Below are 19341 nucleotides of genomic sequence, written 5' to 3'. Positions count from 1 at the left end.
GGCAGATGTTGCCGTTCGGCGCGGCGGCGGCGTTCTCTACAGTCGGGTCATGCAGCTGAACGGCAGTGCCGGCGTCGCCGCGCCGCTCGACCGCGTCTGGGACGCGCTCCAGGACCCGGCCGTCCTCGCCAGGACGATCCCGGGATGCCGCTCCCTGGAGGAGACGGGGCCGGGCACGTACCGCATGACGGTCACCGCGGGCGTCGCCTCGATCCAGGGGACCTATGTGGGCCGGGTGGAGCTCGCCGAGCCCGACCCGCCGCGCTCGTTCGTGCTGAGGGCGCGCGGGCAGGGCGCGCCGGGCACGGTCGACGCGACCGTCCGCGTCCGGCTGTCGGACGGCGGCGGCGCGACCCGCATCGACTACGACGCGGAGGCGGTCGTCGGCGGCATGGTCGGCGGGGTCGGGCAGCGGATGCTCGGCAGCGTCGCCAAGCGCACCGCGGGCGAGTTCTTCGCCGCCGTCGAACGCGACCTGTGCGCGCCCGCCGCCGGACCGGCGCCGGCCGCGGAACCCGCGGCGGCCGCACCCGCCGTGCGGGCGGGCGGCGGCGCGGTGTCGGCCGGACCCGCCGCCGCGGCACCGGCCCGGGCGTCCGCGGCGTGGCCGATGGTGGCGGCGTTCGCCTCCGGCGGCGCGGTCGCGCTCGCCGGCGTCGCCCTCGGCCACCTGCTCGGCCGCCGCTCCCGCCGGCCGCGCTGAGTCACGTCCGCGCCTCCAGCACCACCGCCGCCGGGCGGCGCCGCCGGTACAGGTCGGCCCAGCCGATCAGCATCGCCGCGAGCGCCACGGACATCGCCGCGATGAGGGACGTGCACGAGGTGAACAGGCCGTACCCGTACCGCGCCGCGTCCAGGAACGGGTACGGGTACCAGGACGTGAGGCTCCCGTACGCGATCGTGTAGCCGAGGTAGGCGAGCGGGAAGGCGAGCCAGCCGAGCAGCGTCCGCCAGACGCGCAGCGGGTGCGCGGTCGCGAACAGCAGCCAGTCGAGCGGGACGGCGACGGGCATGATCCGGTGCTGCGCCCAGTCCGCCCAGCCGCCGACCCCGCCGCCCATCAGCAGCGCGTACACGGTGCCGGTGATCGCCAGGTAGAGGGCGGCGGCGCCGCGCAGCCAGTCGACCGCGCGCCGCCCGTGCAGGCCGGGGACGGCGCCGGCGAGCAGCGCGGCGGCGCCGATGAGGTTGCTCAGCGTCGTGAAGTAGCTGAGGAAGTCGACGGCGCCGAGCGACGGCCGGGCCCGGTACCCCGCGACGACGGCCGCCAGCGCGAACACCGCGAGGCCGGCCCGCCACGCGGACTTCGGGGCGCCGGCCCGGCTCACGCCGCGCGCCGCCCGGCCGGCAGGGAAGCGATCATGAAGCCCTGACTACCGGACGGACCGGCCCCGGACACGGCTGCGGCGGGCATCCGGGCCGATTTTCACCCCCGGATTGCCCGCCGTTGTGCTCGGTGAGCCCGCCGGGTCAGCCGACCGCGACGAGGTCGACGACGAAGATGAGCGTCTCGCCCGGCTTGATCGCCGGGCTCGGGCTGCGGTCGCCGTAGGCCAGGTGCGGCGGGATGACGAGCTTGCGGCGGCCGCCGACCTTCATGCCGGCGATGCCCATGTCCCAGCCCTTGATGACGCGGCCGGCGCCGAGCTGGAAGTCGAGCGTGGAGCCGCGGTTCCAGGACGCGTCGAACTCCTCGCCGGTGGACCACGACACGCCCACGTAGTGCATCGACACGTTCGAGCCCTTGGCGGCCTCGGGGCCGTCGCCCTCGGTGATGTCGGTGATGTCGAGGTACTCCGGCGGCTGTCCCTCGGGGAAGTCGATCTCGGGGCGTTCAAGCGCCATGGAAGGGCTCCAGCTATGTCGTCGTGATGGGGCGTGCGATGGGAAAGGGACCAGCCTAGCCCCACGCGCCTGCACGAAAGAACGACCCGCCCGTTGGCAGATTGCGACGGTTTCGCAGGTGGCCGCCGTCCGGTAGACCCTTGCGTATGGCGAGGCGGCTGCGGATCGGGATCGACACGGGCGGGACGTTCACCGACGTCGTCGCGCTGGACGAGCGCGGCGCGCTCGTCACCACCAAGACGCCCTCGACCCCCGCCGACCCGGCGGAGGGCTTCGCGACCGGCGCCCGCAAGGTCCTCGGCCTGCTCGGCGCCGGACCGGAGGACGTCGCGGCGCTGTCGCACGGCACGACCGTCGCGACGAACCGGCTCCTCGAAGACCGGATCGACGACCTCGGCCTCGTCACGACCGAGGGCTTCGAGTCGATCCTGGAGATCGCGCGGCAGAGCGTCCCGGACGGCTACGGCAACAGCTACTTCTGGGTGAAGCCGCCCCGGATCGTCCCCGTGCACCGGGTGCGGGCGGTCGGCGGGCGGCTCGACCACACCGGCGCCGAGATCCGCCCGTTCGACGAGGAGTCGGCGGTCGCGGCGGCCCGCTGGTTCCGCGACCGGGGCGTCCTCGCGATCGGGGTGTGCCTCCTGCACTCCTACGCCGACCCGTCGCACGAGCTGGCGATGCGGGAGGTGCTGCGCCGCGAGCACCCGGACGCCGTCGTGTCGCTGTCCTGCGAGGTGCTGCGCGAGTACCGCGAGTACGAGCGGTCGGTGACCACGCTCGTGGACGCCGCCGTGAAACCCGCCATGAACGGCTACCTGGCGCGCATCGCCGAGCGGGTCGCGGCCCCGCTGCTGGTGATGAAGAGCAACGGCGGCGTCCTGTCGGCGGACGAGGTCGCGCGGCAGCCGATCACGACCGTCCTGTCGGGCCCGGCGGCGGGCGCGCTCGGCGCCGCGTTCGTCGTCGCGCACAGCGGCCGCGGCTCGGTCGTCACCCTCGACGGCGGCGGGACGTCCACGGACGTCGCGGTCGTCCTGGACGGCGAGCCGACCCTGACGACCGAGGGCTCGATCGGCCGCCACCCCGTCAAGATCCCGATGATCGACATCGTGACGGTCGGCGCGGGCGGCGGCTCGGTCGCGTGGCGGTCGCCGGAGGGCGCGCTGAAGGTCGGGCCGCGCAGCGCCGGCGCCGACCCCGGCCCGCTCTGCTACGGGCGCGGCGGCACCGAGGCCACGGTGACCGACGCGCACGCCGTCCTCGGCCGGATCCCGCCGCACCTGCTCGGCGGCGAAGTCCCCCTGGACGTGGACGCCGCCCGGCGCGGCCTCGCGGCCCTCGCCGGCGACCTCGGCCTGCCGCTCGAACGGGCCGCCGCCGGGATCCTGGAGATCTCCGCGTGGAACCAGGCCAACGCGATCCGGCAGATCACGGTGAAGCGGGGCCTGGACGTCCGCGACTACCCGCTGGTCGCGTTCGGCGGCTCGGGGCCGCTGCTGGCGTGCCGGCTGCTCGACGTCCTCGGGCTGCCCGCCGCCGTCGTCCCGGAGAACCCCGGCAACCTCTCGGCGTTCGGCCTGCTCACGGTGGACGTGAAGAACGACTACGTCCGGACGCGGGTCGTCCGCGACGCCGAACTGGACCCCGCCCTCCTGGACGCCGTCTACGCCGACCTCGAGACCGAGGCGGCCGGCGCCCTGGCCCGCGAGGGCTTCCCCGCCGATCGACGCCGCTTCGCCCGCTCCGCCGACCTGCGCTACTACGGCCAGGCGTTCGAGGTGCGGGTGCCCGCGCCCGCCGGACCGCCGGACGGGGCCTTCCGCGCCGAGGTCGTCCGCCGGTTCCACGACGCCCACGAGGCCCTCTACGGCTACTGCTACCGGGACGATCCGCGCCATCCGGTCGAATGGGTGAACCTGCGCGTCTCGGGGATCGGCCCGATCGACCGGCCGCGCCTGGCCGAACGTCCACCGGGCGACGGCGACCCGTCCCGCGCCCGGACCGGCACCCGCCCGGTCTACTTCGACGCGTGGGAGGAGACGGCGATCTACCGGCGCGAGAAGCTCGCCCCCGGCGACACTATCGAGGGCCCGGCGGTCATCGAGGAGTTCGGCTCGACGCTCCCGCTCCACCCCGGCTTCACCGCCGCCCTCGACGGCTACGGAAACCTGGTGGTGACCCGGTGATCGACCCGATCCTGCTGGAGATCGTCGAGGGGACGCTCGCGTCCGTGGAGCGCGAGGTCGAGACGGCCATCGCCCGCACTGCCCGCTCCCCGATGATCCGGGACGCGCACGACTTCCGCGCCGGCATCCACGACCGCCGCCTCCGCAAGCTCACCGGCCGCTCCTACTCGGCGCTCGTCCAGCCGGTCGCACGCGACTTCCCCGTGGAGACGATGCGTCCCGGCGACGTGTTCTTCCACAACGACGTGTACCTGTCGGAGGGCGGCATCGGGCACCTCCCCGACCTGTGCGTCACCGTCCCGGTGTTCCACGAGGACGAGGTGGTCGCGTTCGTCCAGGCGTTCGGCCACCACGACGACATCGGCGGCGCCGTCCCCGGCTCGATGCCGAGCCACGCCCGCAGCGCCTTCGAGGAGGGCCTGATGGTCCCCCCGATCAGACTCTGGGACCGGGGCGTCCCGAACGAGGCCGCGCTGACGATCATGACCCGCAACTCCCGGATGCCCGACTCCCTCGCCGGCGACCTCGACGCCGAGTGCTCCGCCTGCCTGATGGGCGCCCGCCGCCTCGGCGACCTGTTCGCCCGCTACGGCCGCGCGGACGTCGAGGCGTGCTTCGACGCGATCATCGACCGCACCACCGAGACGTTCCGCCGCGAACTGATCGCCAAGATCCCCGACGGCACCTTCGTGTGGGAGGACTACGCCGAGCACGACGGCGTGGACCCGCCCCGCCTGCACGCCCAGCGCATCACCCTCACCGTCGACAAGGCGGCCGCCGTCCCCCTCGTCATCGACTTCACCGGCACGTCGCCCCAGGCCAAGGGCCCCATCAACCACGCGGGCGACTACTCGGGCGGCGTCTTCCTGAAGAAGTGGCTGGCACCCGTCCTGCGCAACCTGGCCGACACCCCGGAACGCGCCGCCGAACTGGACGTGAACGAGGGCGTCGTCCCCCTCATCGAGATGCGCTTCCCGGAGAAGGGCACCCTGCTCACCCCGGTCTTCCCGGCCCCGACCAACGCCCGGACCTTCGTCATCCTGCGGCTCCTCGGCGTCCTGGCGGGCGTCCTGGCCAAGGCCACGAACGGCCGGATGCCCGCCGACCAGGAGACGATCCGCTACACCGGCGTCTACGGCGAGGACGACCGGGGCCCGTACCTGATGCGCGAGGTCCTCGGCGGCGGCTCGGGCGGCCGCTACTACGCCGACGGCGAGGACACCATCCACGTCGTCCCCGACTCCCGCAACATCCCCGCCGAGTTCGCGGAGGCCCGCTGGCCGTTCATCGTCGAGCGCCTCGGCCTCGCCGAGGACTCCGGCGGCCCGGGGGAGTACCGCGGCGGCCTCGGCTACGACAAGCACATCCGCATGCTCCGCGACGCCCGCTACATGTCGATCGCCGACCGCTCGATCCTGTCCTGCTGGGGCGTCAACGGCGGCCGTGCGGGGCGGCCGTTCCGCGTGGACATCGACGGCGATGAGATGGACGGCCTGGTGGACGACCACCCGGTCAAGGCCGGCCAGACCATCCGCATCCGCACCACGGGCGGCGGCGGCTGGGGCGACCCGCTGAACCGCGACCCGTCCCGGGTGGCCGCCGACGTCCGCGACGGCAAGGTCTCCCTGGACGGCGCCCGCGAAGACTACGGCGTAGTCCTCGAAGAAGGCGCGGTGGACGAGGAGGCGACGACGACCTTGCGCGCACGCCTGCGCGCCGAGCGCGGTCCCGTTCCCTTCTTCGACCGAGGCCCCGGCTACCCGGAACTCTCCGGCGGCCGCCCGTCCGCCGACGTAGACACCATCGAACGGAGCCCGAAAGCCCCGTAGACGCCCATCAACCAAGCTCGGCCGCGAGCCAGTCCCGGGGCGGGCCGACCGTCGACCGCGCCCACCATTCCGACTCGTCCGAGACCGGGGCCGCGTCCGAACGCCCCCAGCCTCGATCGGCCGGGTCGCTACGCGGGCAACACCGCCGTCGCGGCATGAACCTCCAGGTCCTTGCCGCCCCCGAAAGGTGCCCTGCTGTGGGTTTCGAGGCTACTGCGCGGCCCCGTCCACGATCTGGCGGCCGCCTGAGCCGCAAAGGGACGCCAACCGCGCATACGCCGAGTTTGGCGGGCCCGGCGAATGCGCAAATCCGCAGCTCAAATCATGGAGAATCCTGCGGAGGCTGTTGCCCCCGGCCGCGGTGCCCGGAATGCCAAGGCCGTCAAGCCCCTGTAGCTCCGCGACGGCAGATCAGGCTGAAAAGGCTTACTGTCGTCCTCGGCCATTTGGTGGGAGCAGTTGTGGTAGCAGTGGGGGAGCAGCTGTTTATTGCTTTTGCTGGCGGGTGTTGGGGTGGGGCGCCATGATGGTGGGCGGTGTCGGCGAGGTGTAGTGGGAGGGGTGCAGGGTGGTTGATGGGCGGCGGGGGGCGGGAAGCGGAATCGTGCGGCTCATTGCGGGGGTCATGGGGGAGAGTGCCTCCGGGCCGGGCGGGTGGGGTGTTTTGCTGAGGTACGGCGAACATGCCAGGGAGCTCAGCGGTTTCGGGGTGGAGACCACTGCGGAGCTCATGGGGTTAACGGCGGTTGTCGAGGGGCTGGAGGCTTTGACTCGGCCGGTGCGGGTCATGGTCTGGTGCGGGGGTGCAGAGGTGCCGAGGCCGGCGCATGGGGCGCCGGTGCCGTCGGATATCCCGGATGCGGAGCTGTACCGGCGGCTTCTGGCGATGGTCGAGACCCATCGGGTCGAATGGGTCGACGATTTCAACGAGTTGGTCGGTGAGGAAGAGGACGACGAGTACTTCCTTGACGAGTTCGAGGAGCCGGATGCGGATCATCCGTACGAGCGTGTCGGCGACCTTGCCTATGAGTCGCTGGTCAAGGCCGAGGCTCGTATTGGGGAGGGACGGAGGAGGCGGTCTGGGAAGACGTCCCTCAACACCGCGTTGAAGCGTTTCCTTGCCGACGAGCGCGCTCACCTTTCGCGGCGTGAGTTCCAGGAGGTCGAGAGTGTCCTCGACACACTGCGCTGGAGCATCGGCTGGTACTCGGACAAGAAGGTGAGTGCCGTTCGCGCGGCCGACATCGCCGATCACCTTCCGGACTTCTACTACGTGGTCGTCCACAAGAACTTCGCGGACCCGGAGGAGTTGGAGACCACCGGGAGGGTGATGCGGGATTTCCTGAGCCACCTCCGGGACAGTGGTCAGATCGATGCCGAGACTGCGACGTCCCTCGCGGACGATGTTGCCGAGAGGATTGGCGACTACATCGCCGTCCGGAGATTCGTCAACGCTCTCCGTGGGTGTGTCGAGGACGATCTTCCGGATCTCGATCTTTTCAGCTTGGATCCGGAAGATCGGGTCGTCGAGGATTACGTGACCATCACCGAGGTCACGGCATCATCGATCACTTTTCGGGACACGGATGAGCACACGATCGGCCCGGTCCCGCTGCCGCCTGACGTGTGTGCAATGGCGGAGAGTGGGTGGGAGGTCCTCCTGACGGCCGTTCGGTTTGAAGGCCGATGGGTCTTGTGTCAGGTCGTCAACGGTGATCCGTGACCTGAACGCTGTCCCGTAATGGTGGAGAAGAGTGGCCGGGTGTGCTGACGGTGATCTGCCGCCTCTGGGGCCAGGTCAGCTGGCCAGCGCAAGATTGTGCATGAGGGCGATGCCGCGGGTGGCGTGCTGGACGCCGTCGCGTTTGCGGCGGCGGTTGCGCAGGATGTTCCACCACTTCATGCGCGCGAACACGTGCTCGATGTGCACCTCGGCAAGCCTGGTTCGCGCCCGAGTCGCGGTAGGCCGTGCGGTCGTTGTGGTCGCCCGGCACCGGACGTCCCACCGCGACCACCGGTCGGCCAGTGGCAGGCTCCAGCGCCGCTCAGTACCGGTCTGCTCGCCGCCACGACCTGCAACGATCCCTACCAGGCGGCGGAACTGCCACAGCGTCAGGGTGGTGAACATCGGCACGCACTCGTCCCGATCAGCACTCATCACCCGCTCCACATCAAGATCAACAATCTTGATCGGCCGATGTTACGGGACAGCCTTTGGGTGGAGTGCGGTTGGCTTAGGCGGTTTCGGGTTTGGTGGCGCGGAGGGAGTACATCAGGGGGATGCGGGGGCGGCCGTTGGGGAGTCGGTAGGCGGTGCCGTGCCGCTCCAGGGTCGAGTACCGCTGCCAGAGGGTGTAGTCGTGTTCGTGTAGGGAGTCGATGCGCAGCCCCGAGTTGGCCAGGGCCGTTACCACTTCGCCCAGGCCGTGGACGAACTCGACCGAGCGGGTGTGCTGGACGGAGGCCTGCGGGTCGGCGTAACTGCCGGCGTCGGGCTCGTCCCAGATCTGGGGGCCTTCGGCGAAGTAGTCGTAGGCGACCGTCCGGCCTTCGTCCTCGTCGAGAGTGTCGGCGAAGGGGTGGAATTCCGCGAGGTAGACGAACCCGCCCGGACGCAGGAGGGACGCGACGACCTGGGACCAGCGGTTGATGTCGGGCAGCCAGCACAGGGCGCCGAGGCCCGTGTAGACGATGTCGTAGGTGTCGCCGAGGGCCGTTGGCGCTTCGTAGACGTCGGAGGCGACGAAGCGGGCTTCCAATCCGGTCTCGTCCGCCACCGCGCGGGCGGCCTCTATGGCCTTTTCGGAGAAGTCCAAGCCGGTGACGTGGGCGCCTCGGCGGGCCCAGGAGAGTGTGTCGAGGCCGAAATGGCACTGCAGGTGGACTAGGTGGAGGCCGGTGACGTCCCCGACTTCGGCCAACTCGAAGTCACGCAGGGTCTGGCCCCCGGCCTTGAATCCGGCGACGTCGTAGAAGTCGCTGGCAACGTGTATCGGTACTCGTTCGTCCCAGAGCGCCTTGTTCACCGCGACGTAGTCTGCGCCAGTCATGGCTGCGAGCGTAAACCCGCCGGGTAGGGCGAGTGTATGTTCAGGCGGCTTGGAGCCACGGTGGCGGGTGGTGGGCAGGTTCCGCAGGTTGGACGGCCCCGGGCGGATGCAGGCGGTAGATATAGCGGCCTTCTTCGTCCGTTGTGATGCGGAGCCGATCCGGGTTGGCGTGTTTGTAGCGGTTGTGCCAGCCGCAGCACAGCGAGAGTTTGTCGATGTCGGTGGGGCTGCGGCCGAGTGCCCAGCCGTCCACGTGGTCGACCTCGCACAACGTCCCGGGGACCTCGCAGCCCTGCACCGCACATGTCGGGTAGCGGGTTTCCAGGACTTGGCGTTGGGGGCCGGTGGCGAACCGGACCTTGTGGCCGAGGTAGAGGGGCGTATGGCCGCGCCCCAGCAGCAGGGGCGAAACACCTGCGTTGAGGGCGATGCGGCGGGCCTGCGCGGCGGGGATCGGGGTGCCGTCGGTGAGGCGCGCGGGGGCCCGGCCACCGGTGAGGGTGTCGAGGTCGCAGATGACGGTGACCTTGGTGGCTCCGTGGCCGCCCGAGAGGACGGAACTGAGCGCGGCCGCCGTGCGTTCGGACAGGTCGCGGTGGTCGTCGGCGCCTGCGGGCTTGGCCAGCGGCCCGAGGGTGCCGTCCCAGATGGCGGCGTCCTCGGCGTTCAGCCAGCCCTTGATGTAGCGGCCCCCGTCCAGGGAACGGGTGGAGTCGATCCAGGACCGCTCGTAGCCGCGCCGTGTGTCGTCGTCGGCGCGCTCGCTGCCGTCGCGCTCGGCGATGACGTCACGGATCCGCTTGCCGAAGGAGGCGACCTTTCCGGCGGAGCAGTCCTTGTCGACCATCTCGAGCAGAATCTGCTCCGCTTCCCGGCAGTCGGCGGCGTCGAGCCGAGCGACGGCGTCGGCGATGGTGGACGCGTAGCCGAAGGAGAGACCGCCGGTGGACCAGCGGCCGGTGACCTGGGTGAGGCGGTGCCGTTGGCGCGCCAGGGTCAGACGTTCCTTGGCGCGGGATTCGCGCATGCCCAGCCGCGACCGCAACCATGACCTGGTGGACGGGAAGCCCCACCGCTGGACTTCCTTGTGACGGTCGACCACATCGATCAAGCCGGACAGGGCCGCTTCGCTCATATCGCCTGCGGCGGCGAGGGTTTCGGCGAGCTCCATGCACGCAGCCGCCGATTCGGGCGCGGCCCGACGGGCGAGTTCAGCGGCGATCGCGGACACGGCGTTCACCAATTCAACGGTGGACGCCCCGTCAAGATCGACCGCAACTGAACCCATATAAGAATTGTACCTCACCGCCCACACAGTGCGAGCGAACGCCCAAAATTCAAGCCCTGAATTATTGCCCCGGCGACAGTTACCATAAAGCTCTCATATTTCCCGTATTCCCCAGATTGGACTCTGGAGGCATCCGTCGGCGAATATCAAGGGTGCGATGGCTCCTGACGCTCTCTTGGACGGGTGGGGGCGGCGCGTCGGGCAGAGGGCAGGCGGAGCCTGCCCGACGAAAAGCTGCACTCAGGGGCCGCAGAGGCTCCAAAGTCAAGGGTGGCCGAAGGCCATCGCGAAGCGACGCGAAGCGCCCTTGACTTTGGAGGGGCGGCCCCGTACGCAGCGCCGCCCCCACCACAATTGACCGAACTCCGAATTCCGAAGCCGAACTCAAGTCCAAACCCCAGCGCCAAACCCCAGCGCCAACCCAGAACGTCAGGCCCCGAACGCCAAACCCGAACGCCAAACCCGAGCACCAGACCCGTATCCGTTATGGATCAGCAAGGGTGAAGCGGTACGGCGTGAAGGCGGTTCCGTCGACGTGGAGATCGCAGCGGAACCGCGTCCCGTCCACGGCGAACAAAGCGGACTCATGGTCGGCCCAGCGCTCCCAGGCGTCGGCATGCTCGGGGCCGTCGCGGTCCAAGGCTCGGGCACGCCGCAGGTCGTAGGGGGCGTCCAGCCATATGCGGTAGGCCGCGGGCGAACCGCCCCAAGCGGAGCCGACGCCTTCGATGATGAGGACGGGCGGCGGCGGAATCTCCTCCTCGGGCCCGTAAGCGTCATGGCGCCAGTCATAGCGGCGCAGGACGGCCGGCCGTCCGTCGCAGAGCGGGCTCAGAACAGACCTGCGCAGAGGCTCCCACCAGGTGAGCGGGTCCGCATCCCAGGGAACCCGGAAGTCGTCCGACCGGATGACGGGCGCACCGACCAGCACCTCGGCCAGGTGATCGGCGAACGTCGACTTGCCCGCGCCGCTCGGACCGTCCACCGCGACCAGGCGCGCCGGCCCGCAGGACGGCCGCAGAGTGAGCAGCCGCGCCGCGAGCGCGGGGTAGGTCATGGTGGAATCCGGCACGAACGGCATACTTCCAGGTGCCGCACGCCCTAACCGCACCCACCGGCCGCAACGCGCGATGTGCGAAGCGCGAAGGAGGACGTCCTTGCCCGGACCGCTCGAAGGCATCGTGATCGTCGACCTCAGCCGCGTGGTGGCGGGCCCGCAGGCCACGATGACGCTCGCCGATCTCGGCGCCAGGGTGATCAAGGTCGAGCAGCCCGGCGGCGGGGACGAGACACGCGGCTGGGGTCCGCCGTTCGCGGGCGACGACCAGGTCAGCACCTACTACCTGTCGATCAACCGCAACAAGGAGTCGATCACCCTCGACCTGAAGTCGGACGAGGGCAAGGAGACCCTCACCCGGCTCGTCCGCCATGCCGACGTGCTCGTGGAGAACTTCCGACCGGGCGTGCTCGACCGGCTCGGCTTCCCGGTCGAGCGGTTGCACGACCTGAACCCCGCACTGATCGTCCTGTCCATCACCGGGTTCGGGCACGACGGGCCGGAGGGAGGACGTCCCGGCTACGACGCCATCGTGCAGGGCGAGGCGGGGATCATGAGCGTGACCGGCCCGCCCGGCACACCGAGCAAGGTCGGGCTGTCCATCGCCGACATCCTCGCGGCGGGCAACGGCGTCGCCGGGGTGCTGGCCGCCCTCTACGAGAGAACACGCACCGGACGCGGAACGGTCGTCCGCACCTCGCTGCTGGCGTCGGTCGTCGGCGCGCACATGTTCCAGGGGACGCGCTGGACGGTCGCCCGCGACGCCCCCGAATCGGTCGGCAACGACCATCCGTCCATCGCCCCGTACGGGACGTTCCGCTGCAAGGACGGGCAGATCCAGATCGGCGTCGCCAACCAGAACCTGTGGCGCCGGTTCGCGCCGCTCGTCGGCCTCGACGCCGCCGACGCCCGCTACGCGACGATCCCGGACCGCGCGGCACGCCGCGCCGAACTGACCGCCGACATCGAGCGCGTCCTCACCACGGACACACGGGACGCGTGGCTCGCCCGCCTGGACGAGGCGGGCGTCCCGGCGGGCGCGATCCGGTCGATCGACGAGGTGTACGAGTGGGAGCAGACGAGATCGCAGGGCCTCGTCATCGAGGTCGACCACCCGCAGCTCGGCCGCATCGAGCTGCCGGGCCCGCCGCTGCGCTTCGACGGCGCCCCGCCGCGCGACCACGCCGCGCCCCCGCTGCTCGGCGAGCACAACGACACCGTCCTGGCCTGGCTGGACGAACTGGATGAGGAAGACCAGGAAGCCATGAAGGAACACCAGAAGGAGAGGGACGAGTGATGGACCTCCTCGGCGACGAGAACGCCGGCGGCCCGATCCGGATCGCGGGCCGGGAGCTGCCGCGCGACGAGCTGCTCGGCTGGGCGTCCGCCGTCGCCGCGGAGATCGCCGGCGCGGACGCCGTCGCCGTGCACGCCACCGCGTCGCCGGAGACGGTCGCGGCGGTCGTCGGCGGCGTCCTCGCGGGCGTCCCCGTGGTGCCGCTGCCGCCCGACTCGGGCCCGGCGGAGCGCGCCCACATCCTCGGCGACTCGGGCGCGGCCATGATCCTCGCCGCCGCCGGCACGAAGCTCGCGGAGGGCGAGCCGCCCCTCCTCCCGGTCGACGCGCTGCCGCGCACCACGAGCGCCACGACCGCCGTCCCGGCCGACGCGACCGCCGACGCTACCGCGCTGATCCTCTACACGAGCGGTACCACGGGCGCACCGAAGGGCGTGCTCATCTCCCGGAGCGCGATCGCCGCCGGCCTGGACGCCCTCGCCGAAGCCTGGGCGTGGACACCCGACGACGTGCTCGTGCACGGCCTGCCCCTCTTCCACGTGCACGGGCTCGTCCTCGGCGTGCTCGGGGCGCTCCGAACCGGGTCGCCGCTCATCCACACCGGACGCCCCAAGCCCGAGCTGTACGCGGCGGCCGCGCGGAACGACCGCGGCAGCCTGTTCTTCGGCGTCCCCACCGTCTGGTCGAGGACGGCGGCGGATCCGGACACCGCGCAGGCCCTCCGGACCGCCCGGCTGCTCGTCTCCGGCAGCGCACCGCTCCCCGTCCCGGTCTTCGAGCGGCTCTCCGACCTGACCGGCCACCGCCCGGTCGAGCGCTACGGCATGACCGAGACCCTCATCACGCTCAGCGCGCGCGCCGACGGCGACAGGCGCCCCGGGTACGTCGGCACCCCGCTGCCCGGTGTCGAGACCCGCCTCGTCGCCGAGGACGGCACGCCCGTCCCGCCGGACGGGGAGACGCCCGGCGAGCTGCACGTCCGCGCGCCGCTGCTGTTCAAGGGCTACCTCAACCGCCCGGAGGCGACCGCGAAGTCGTTCGCGGAGGACGGCTGGTTCCGCACCGGCGACATCGCCACCATCGGCCCGGACGGCTGGCACCGCATCGTCGGCCGCGCGTCCACCGACCTGATCAAGAGCGGCGGCTACCGCATCGGCGCCGGCGAGATCGAGAACGCGCTGCTCGCCCACCCCGCGGTCCGGGAGGCGGCCGTCGTCGGCACCCCGCACGACGACCTCGGCGAGCAGGTGACCGCCTACGTCGTCGCCGACGGCGTCGCGGAGACCCAGCTCATCGACTTCGTCGCCGAGCGCCTGTCGGTGCACAAGCGGCCCCGCGTCGTCCACCTGGTCGACTCGCTGCCGCGCAACGCCATGGGCAAGGTCGTCAAGACCCGCCTCAACGAACTCTAGAGCCCGCGATCGAACTTCAGAGCCCGCGATCAAGCTTCAGAGCCCGCGATCAAGCTCCAGAGCCCACGATCAAGCTTCAGTGACCACGGTCAGGGGAGCAACTCCGCAAGGACGGGCCGGACCAGCTCCCGTGCGAAGGACTCGGGAAGATCCGGGCCGTCCTCGCCCTCCGCGAAGTACAGCAGGAAGCCCTGCTGGAAGCACGCCCCCATGAGCAGGGCGGCCACCGCCGCGGTGTCGGCCCCGGCGGCGACGCGGCCGAGGTCGCGCTCGGCGTCCAGGTACCGGGCGAGGGCCCGCACCGGCTCCTGCGGGCCCGCGCCGTACTTGCGCAGCGACTCGCGGGTCGCGTTGAGCAGCCGCGGCTGCGCCGCCATCGACGCCATCATCGGGAACGCCAGCCGGTAGAAGCGCAGGCCGCCGTGGACGGCCGCGACGAGGTTCGCCTCCACCGTCTCCTCGCCGGGCGCGCCCATCGAGACGAACGGCGGCATCCGCTCCTTCAGCACGCTCAGCATCAGCTCCTCCTTGTCGCGGAAGTGCTTGTAGAGCAGCGCCTCGGAGTAGCCCGCCGCCTTCGCGATCTCCTTCGTCGTGGCGCGGGCGACGCCGTGCCGCCGCATGACGTCCGCCGCGGCGTCCAGGATCCGTTCCCGCGCGCTCAATGAGGCCCCCTTGACAGGTGAGTGAACGCTTACCATGCCAGATAGGGGTTAGTAAATACTCACTCACTCTACGACCGACACGGGGGGAATCCGATGAGGCTCACGATCTTCGGGGCGACCGGCGGGACCGGCGTGCTGGCCGTCCGGCGGGCGCTGGACGCCGGGCACGAGGTGACCGCGGTCGTCCGCGACCCGGCGGGCCTGCCGTCCGACCTGCGCGCCTGCGCCGACGTCGTCCAGGCCGACGTCATGGACCCGGCCGCGATCGAGGAGGCGGTGAAGGGCCGCGACGCCGTCCTGTCCGCCCTCGGCACCCGCGAGGGCCGCGCCCCGACGAGCGTCTGCGCGGACGGCGCGCGCAGCGTCCTCACCGCCATGGCCGCGACCGGCACCGACCGGTTCGTCCTGGTCAGCGCCTCCGGGCTGCACGCCGGGCCGGGCGACGACCCGTTCACCAGGTTCGTCGTCAAGCCGCTGATCCTCGGACGGCTCCTCAAGCACGCGTTCGCCGACATGCGCGCCGCCGAGGAGCTGACCCGCACCTCCGGGCTGCGCTGGACGATCGTCCGCCCGCCCCGGCTCACCAACGGCGCCGGCAACGGCCGCTACCGCAGGGCCGTGGACCGCAACGTCCTCGGCGGCGCCTCGATCGCCCGCGCCGACCTCGCCATCGCGCTCCTCGACACCGTGGACGACCCGTCCACCGTCGAGCACGTCGTCAGCGTCTCCGGCTGAGACAGCGTCTCCGGCTGCAGCGTCTTCGGCCGAGACGGCGTCTTCGGCCGAGACGGCGTCTCCGGCTGCGGCGGCGGCATCGCGGCACATGACATCTGTCATGCCGATCGCCTGACAGGCGCCGCCGGAACCGGTGACACGCGCTTCTACCGCCGCCCGCGCGTGATCACCAGGCTGGAGGCATGGACAACGCAGCCATCCGCGTCGACGGCCTCCGCCAGCGCTACGGGGACTTCGAGGCCGTCGCCGGCATCTCCTTCGACGTCGGGCCGGGCGAGCTGTTCGCGCTGCTCGGCACGAACGGCGCCGGCAAGACGACCACCCTCGAAACCCTGGAGGGGCACCGGCCCGTCCACGAGGGCACGGTCCGGGTCCTCGGGCGCGACCCGCACCGGGAGCGGCGCGAGGTCCGCCCCCGGATCGGCATCATGCTGCAGGACGGCGGCTTCTTCGCCGACCTCACCGTCGCCGAGACCGTCGACCACTGGCGCGGCTTCACCCCGGCCGCGCGCGACCGCGACGAGGCCATCGGCATCGCCGGGCTCGCGGACCGCGCCGGGGTCCGCGTCCGGCAGCTGTCCGGCGGGCAGAAGCGCCGCCTCGACCTCGCGCTCGCGCTGCTCGGCCGCCCGGCGGTGCTCTTCCTGGACGAGCCGACGAGCGGCATGGACCCGGAGGCCAGGCACGCCACCTGGACGATCGTCCGGGACCTGGTGGCGGACGGCACGACCGTCCTGCTGACCACCCACTACCTGGAGGAGGCCGAGCACCTCGCCGACCGGCTGGCGATCCTGCACCGCGGCCGGATCGAGATGTCCGGGACCGTCGGCGAGGTCGTCGCCGGGCACGGCGACCGCATCAGCTTCCAGGTGCCGGGGAACGTGCCGATCCCCGAGCTCCCCGGCCTGCGCGGCGCTCGCGCCGACATCTCCGTGGACGGCGGCCGCACCGTCGCCACCTACACCGTCAACGAGCAGGGGCTCCAGGCCTGCCTGTACGACCTGCTGCGCTGGGCCGACGACCGGCGGATCGCGCTGGACGGCCTGCAGGCGCGCAGCGCGTCCCTCGAAGACGTCTTCCTCCGCACCGCCGCCGCCGAAGGAGCGACCCGATGACCCTCTCCGCCCTGCTCCGCGTCGCGCGTCTCGACCTCGCCCTGCTCTGGCGCAACCGGACGGCCCTGTTCACCGTGTTCGGCCTGCCGATCCTGTTCGCCGCGATGCTCGTGCCGATGAAGGGCCAGGACATCGGCGGCGTGGACGGCGCCCTCCTGCAGGGCACCGGCCACCTCGGCTTCTTCCTGGTCTTCGCCGTGTTCATGCACCTCGTCACCGTCTTCACCGCCCGCCGCGAGGACCGCACGCTCAAGCGGCTGCGCGGCACCGCGCTGTCGGACGCCGAGATCACCGGCGGCAGCGTCCTCACCGCGACCGCGATGTACGCGGTCCAGGCGCTGGCGCTGCTGGCCGTCCTCGGCCTCGCGTTCGGCGGCCGGTTCCCCGCCGACCCGCTGCTCCTGCTCGCCGGCCTCGCGGGCGGCGCCGCCGTGTTCGCGGCCCTCGCCTTCGCGGTCTCCGGCATCACCCCGAACGCGGAGATGGCGCAGCTCACCGTCCTGCCGATCATGTTCGCCTGCATGCTGGGGGCCGGCGTGATGTTCCCCCTGGACGGCCTGCCCGACTGGCTCCGGCAGCTCTGCCGGTTCACCCCGCTCAGCCCCGTCGTGGAGATCGCCCGCACCGGGTACTTCGGGCAGGACTTCTACGACCACGCCGCGCACCCGCCCGTGGGCGTCCTGGAAGGCTGGTGGACGTGCCTGCGCTCGTTCTGCGTCCTGCTCTTCTGGGCCGCGCTCGGCCGCGGGCTCGCCACCCGCTGGTTCCGCTGGGAACCCCGCCACGCCTGACCCCGCCACGCCTGACCCCGCCACGCGTGACCCCGCCACGCCTGACCCCGCCACGCCTGACCCCGCCACGCCTGACCCCGCCACGCCTGACCCCGCCACGCCTGACCCCGCCACGCCTGACCCCGCCACGCCTGACCCCGCCGGTGTGAACCCGCCGGCGTGAACCCGGTATTACAGTGCGTCGAGAGGAGGAACGGGACATGACGGTCGCCACCACGGCGGATCTCGAGGAGCAGGACGCCCGCCGGCTGGAGCGCTACCGGCGGGTCACCTACCGCTCGTTCATGTTCGCCGCCGCGGGCTTCGTCGGGCCGGTCCCCATGGGCCTCGCCGCGGCCTACTCGGAGGGCGACGTCGGCATTCCCCTCATCGTCGCGGCCATCGCGGGGCTGGGCCTGCTCACCTGGTACTACTCGCGGCTCGTCCGCGCGGGCCTGGAGGGCGGCGCGTCGCGGCGCGACCTGGTGGGCAGCGGCGCCGTCGCCGCCGTGCTCAGCCTCCTGCTGCTGATCAGCCCCTGGTTCTCCGTCGTCCCCGTCTTCTGGCTCTCGGCCGTGGTGCTGTCGCCGCTCCGCCGCAAGCGCATGGCCGCCCTCTGCGCGGGCACCGGCGCGTACTGCGCCGCGGTCGCCACGGTCGGCGCGGGCCGGCTCGGCACCAGCGGGACCATGCCGTGGTACGGGGTCTTCCCGCTCGTGTTCGTGATCTTCTCCGGCGTGTGCGGGCTGGTCGCGTTCGTCAACGTCTACCAGCGCCGCATGTGGGACATGCACCGGGAGACCCACGCCGCCCGCGACGCGCTCGCCCGGCTCGCCGTCACCGAGGAGCGGCTCCGCTTCTCCCGCGACCTGCACGACCTGCTCGGCCACAGCCTGTCGCTGATCGCGGTGAAGAGCGAGCTCGCCATCCGGATGTCGGGCACCGACCCCGAGCGCGCCGGCGCCGAGATGGCGGACGTCCAGCGGGCCGCGCGGGAGGCGCTGCGCGAGGTGCGCGCCGCCGTCAGCGGGTACCGCGCCGTGGAGCTGGACACCGAGCTGGCGGGGGTCCGGGCGGTGCTGGAGGCCGCCGGCGTCCGCTGCGAGACCGGCGACCCGCCGGGGACGCTGCCGCCGGAGGTCCGCTCGGTGCTGGCCTGGGTGATCCGCGAGGGCGCCACCAACGTGATCAAGCACAGCGAGGCCCGGCACTGCGCGATCGCGATCGCCGTCTACGGTGGCTCCGTGGTGCTGGAGATGCGCAACGACGGGGTCCGCGGCGACGGAGTCCGCGACGACGCCGGCCCGGGCGGCCCGGGCGGCTCGGGCCTCACCGGGCTCGCCGAGCGCGCCGCCGTCCTCGGCGGCGAGGTCACCGCCGGACGGCACGGGCGGGACGGCTTCCTGCTGCGCGCCGCCGTCCCGCTCCGCGCCCCGGGGGAGGGCGCCGCCCCCGAGCCGGCCGGAGCGGCGGGGAGCGGCGCGTGATCCGCGTCCTGCTCGCCGACGACGAGCACCTCATCCGCGGCGCCGTCGCCGCGCTGCTCGGCCTGGAGGCCGATCTGGAGGTCGTCGCCGAGGTCGGGCGGGGCGACGAGGTCGCCGCCGCGGTCGCCGCGCACGACCCGGACGTGGCCGTCCTCGACATCGAGATGCCGGGCCTGGACGGGCTGACCGCCGCCGAGCGGCTGACCGCCGCCGGGGCCCGCTGCGCGGTGTGCATCCTGACGAGCTTCGGCCGCCCCGGCTACCTGCGCCGCGCGATGGCCGCCGGCGTCCGCGGCTTCGTCGCCAAGGACGCCCCGACCCAGGAGCTCGCCGCCGCCATCCGCAAGATCCACGCCGGCGGCCGCTACCTGGACGCCGAACTCGCCGCCGGCGCGATGGCCGCGGGGGACAACCCGCTCACCGAGCGCGAGCGCGAGATCCTCCGCCTCACCGGGGCCGGCGCCGAGACCGCCCGCGTCGCCGCCGCCCTGCACCTGTCCGAGGGGACCGTCCGCAACTACCTGTCGTCCGCCATGGCCAAACTCGGCGAGCCCACCCGCCTCGCCGCCGTCCGCGCCGCCGAGCAGATGGGCTGGCTCTGACCG

Annotated in this window: 17 protein-coding genes and 2 pseudogenes; 12 read left to right on the top strand and 7 right to left on the bottom strand. The window is 72.1% G+C overall.

The window, feature by feature from the left end; genetic code table 11:
- Nucleotides 1–49 precede the first annotated feature (49 nt).
- A complete protein-coding gene (locus tag ABFX46_RS27055) occupies nucleotides 50–703 on the top strand; it encodes an SRPBCC family protein (RefSeq protein ID WP_346046314.1) in 654 nt (217 codons plus the stop codon).
- 1 nt (nucleotide 704) lies between these two features.
- On the opposite strand, the gene ABFX46_RS27050 is transcribed toward ABFX46_RS27055, so the two are convergent.
- The gene (locus tag ABFX46_RS27050; RefSeq protein ID WP_346046312.1) at nucleotides 705–1328 is read right to left on the bottom strand and encodes a Pr6Pr family membrane protein; all 624 of its coding nucleotides are present in this window, start codon (nucleotides 1326–1328) and stop codon (nucleotides 705–707) included.
- Between the two features lie 142 nt (nucleotides 1329–1470).
- On the bottom strand, nucleotides 1471–1845 hold the full coding sequence (locus ABFX46_RS27045) for an FKBP-type peptidyl-prolyl cis-trans isomerase (RefSeq protein ID WP_346046310.1): 375 nt from the start codon (nucleotides 1843–1845) through the stop codon (nucleotides 1471–1473).
- Nucleotides 1846–1991: 146 nt separating this feature from the next.
- Here ABFX46_RS27045 and ABFX46_RS27040 point away from each other — a divergent pair, with 146 nt between their 5' ends.
- The 4 genes and pseudogenes from ABFX46_RS27040 (at nucleotide 1992) to ABFX46_RS27025 (ending at nucleotide 7583) form a co-directional block, all read left to right on the top strand.
- Complete coding sequence (locus ABFX46_RS27040) at nucleotides 1992–4031, top strand: hydantoinase/oxoprolinase family protein (RefSeq protein WP_346046308.1); 2040 nt, start codon at nucleotides 1992–1994, stop codon at nucleotides 4029–4031.
- A complete protein-coding gene (locus ABFX46_RS27035) occupies nucleotides 4028–5860 on the top strand; it encodes a hydantoinase B/oxoprolinase family protein (protein ID WP_346046306.1) in 1833 nt (610 codons plus the stop codon). The genes ABFX46_RS27040 and ABFX46_RS27035 overlap by 4 nt, the downstream gene beginning before the upstream one ends.
- A 134-nt stretch (nucleotides 5861–5994) precedes the next feature.
- Nucleotides 5995–6206, top strand: a pseudogene (locus ABFX46_RS27030) (IS5/IS1182 family transposase); the annotation flags it as partial.
- Between the two features lie 258 nt (nucleotides 6207–6464).
- Nucleotides 6465–7583 (top strand): ribonuclease H family protein, encoded by a 1119-nt coding sequence (locus ABFX46_RS27025; protein ID WP_346046305.1) that lies wholly within the window; start codon nucleotides 6465–6467, stop codon nucleotides 7581–7583.
- Nucleotides 7584–7658: 75 nt separating this feature from the next.
- Here ABFX46_RS27025 and ABFX46_RS43585 read toward each other — a convergent pair.
- From ABFX46_RS43585 to ABFX46_RS27005, 4 genes and pseudogenes are all read right to left on the bottom strand, one after another.
- Nucleotides 7659–7784, bottom strand: a pseudogene (locus ABFX46_RS43585) (transposase); the annotation flags it as partial.
- Nucleotides 7785–8094: 310 nt separating this feature from the next.
- Nucleotides 8095–8910 (bottom strand): class I SAM-dependent methyltransferase, encoded by an 816-nt coding sequence (locus ABFX46_RS27015; RefSeq protein ID WP_346046304.1) that lies wholly within the window; start codon nucleotides 8908–8910, stop codon nucleotides 8095–8097.
- Nucleotides 8911–8950: 40 nt separating this feature from the next.
- Nucleotides 8951–10198: an HNH endonuclease signature motif containing protein gene (locus ABFX46_RS27010; protein WP_346046303.1), complete on the bottom strand. Its 1248-nt coding sequence runs from the start codon at nucleotides 10196–10198 to the stop codon at nucleotides 8951–8953.
- Nucleotides 10199–10682: 484 nt separating this feature from the next.
- The gene (locus ABFX46_RS27005) at nucleotides 10683–11279 is read right to left on the bottom strand and encodes a uridine kinase family protein (protein WP_428831316.1); all 597 of its coding nucleotides are present in this window, start codon (nucleotides 11277–11279) and stop codon (nucleotides 10683–10685) included.
- Between the two features lie 76 nt (nucleotides 11280–11355).
- Between ABFX46_RS27005 and ABFX46_RS27000 the strand changes: the two genes are divergently transcribed.
- Together ABFX46_RS27000 and ABFX46_RS26995 are read left to right on the top strand one after the other, a co-directional pair.
- Complete coding sequence (locus tag ABFX46_RS27000; RefSeq protein WP_346046297.1) at nucleotides 11356–12552, top strand: CaiB/BaiF CoA transferase family protein; 1197 nt, start codon at nucleotides 11356–11358, stop codon at nucleotides 12550–12552.
- Nucleotides 12552–13964 carry an acyl-CoA synthetase gene (locus ABFX46_RS26995; RefSeq protein ID WP_346046295.1) on the top strand — a complete coding sequence of 471 codons (1413 nt, stop codon included), beginning with the start codon at nucleotides 12552–12554 and terminating at the stop codon, nucleotides 13962–13964. The genes ABFX46_RS27000 and ABFX46_RS26995 overlap by 1 nt, the downstream gene beginning before the upstream one ends.
- 89 nt (nucleotides 13965–14053) lie before the next feature.
- Here the strand turns inward: ABFX46_RS26995 and ABFX46_RS26990 are convergent, their stop codons facing one another.
- Nucleotides 14054–14629: a TetR/AcrR family transcriptional regulator gene (locus tag ABFX46_RS26990; protein WP_346046293.1), complete on the bottom strand. Its 576-nt coding sequence runs from the start codon at nucleotides 14627–14629 to the stop codon at nucleotides 14054–14056.
- A gap of 93 nt (nucleotides 14630–14722) precedes the next feature.
- On the opposite strand from ABFX46_RS26990, the gene ABFX46_RS26985 reads away from it, so the two are divergent.
- The 5 genes from ABFX46_RS26985 (at nucleotide 14723) to ABFX46_RS26965 (ending at nucleotide 19338) form a co-directional block, all read left to right on the top strand.
- Entirely contained in the window at nucleotides 14723–15364 is a 642-nt protein-coding gene (locus ABFX46_RS26985; protein ID WP_346046291.1) for an NAD(P)-dependent oxidoreductase, read from the top strand.
- 182 nt (nucleotides 15365–15546) lie between these two features.
- Nucleotides 15547–16479, top strand: a complete 933-nt coding sequence (locus ABFX46_RS26980; protein WP_346046289.1) for an ABC transporter ATP-binding protein — start codon at nucleotides 15547–15549, stop codon at nucleotides 16477–16479.
- Complete coding sequence (locus ABFX46_RS26975) at nucleotides 16476–17270, top strand: ABC transporter permease (protein WP_346046287.1); 795 nt, start codon at nucleotides 16476–16478, stop codon at nucleotides 17268–17270. Before ABFX46_RS26980 ends, ABFX46_RS26975 begins: the two co-directional genes overlap by 4 nt.
- A 200-nt stretch (nucleotides 17271–17470) precedes the next feature.
- Entirely contained in the window at nucleotides 17471–18736 is a 1266-nt protein-coding gene (locus ABFX46_RS26970; RefSeq protein WP_346046286.1) for a sensor histidine kinase, read from the top strand.
- Complete coding sequence (locus ABFX46_RS26965) at nucleotides 18733–19338, top strand: response regulator (RefSeq protein ID WP_346046284.1); 606 nt, start codon at nucleotides 18733–18735, stop codon at nucleotides 19336–19338. Before ABFX46_RS26970 ends, ABFX46_RS26965 begins: the two co-directional genes overlap by 4 nt.
- Nucleotides 19339–19341: the final 3 nt, after the last annotated feature.

It is taken from the genome of Actinomadura chokoriensis (assembly GCF_039529475.1).
Classification (GTDB): domain Bacteria; phylum Actinomycetota; class Actinomycetes; order Streptosporangiales; family Streptosporangiaceae; genus Spirillospora; species Spirillospora bangladeshensis.
This window is presented reverse-complemented; position numbering and strand designations above follow the sequence as displayed.

Excerpts from the sequence above, each read along its gene's own strand:
- ABFX46_RS27055 (WP_346046314.1), top strand. The coding sequence starts at position 50 with ATGCAGCTGAACGGCAGTGCCGGCGTCGCCGCGCCGCTCGACCGCGTC.
- ABFX46_RS27045 (WP_346046310.1), bottom strand. The coding sequence starts at position 1,845 with ATGGCGCTTGAACGCCCCGAGATCGACTTCCCCGAGGGACAGCCGCCG.
- ABFX46_RS27040 (WP_346046308.1), top strand. The coding sequence starts at position 1,992 with ATGGCGAGGCGGCTGCGGATCGGGATCGACACGGGCGGGACGTTCACC.
- ABFX46_RS27015 (WP_346046304.1), bottom strand. The coding sequence starts at position 8,910 with ATGACTGGCGCAGACTACGTCGCGGTGAACAAGGCGCTCTGGGACGAA.
- ABFX46_RS27010 (WP_346046303.1), bottom strand. The coding sequence starts at position 10,198 with ATGGGTTCAGTTGCGGTCGATCTTGACGGGGCGTCCACCGTTGAATTG.
- ABFX46_RS27005 (WP_428831316.1), bottom strand. The coding sequence starts at position 11,279 with ATGCCGTTCGTGCCGGATTCCACCATGACCTACCCCGCGCTCGCGGCG.
- ABFX46_RS26995 (WP_346046295.1), top strand. The coding sequence starts at position 12,552 with ATGGACCTCCTCGGCGACGAGAACGCCGGCGGCCCGATCCGGATCGCG.
- ABFX46_RS26985 (WP_346046291.1), top strand. The coding sequence starts at position 14,723 with ATGAGGCTCACGATCTTCGGGGCGACCGGCGGGACCGGCGTGCTGGCC.
- ABFX46_RS26980 (WP_346046289.1), top strand. The coding sequence starts at position 15,547 with ATGGACAACGCAGCCATCCGCGTCGACGGCCTCCGCCAGCGCTACGGG.
- ABFX46_RS26975 (WP_346046287.1), top strand. The coding sequence starts at position 16,476 with ATGACCCTCTCCGCCCTGCTCCGCGTCGCGCGTCTCGACCTCGCCCTG.
- ABFX46_RS26970 (WP_346046286.1), top strand. The coding sequence starts at position 17,471 with ATGACGGTCGCCACCACGGCGGATCTCGAGGAGCAGGACGCCCGCCGG.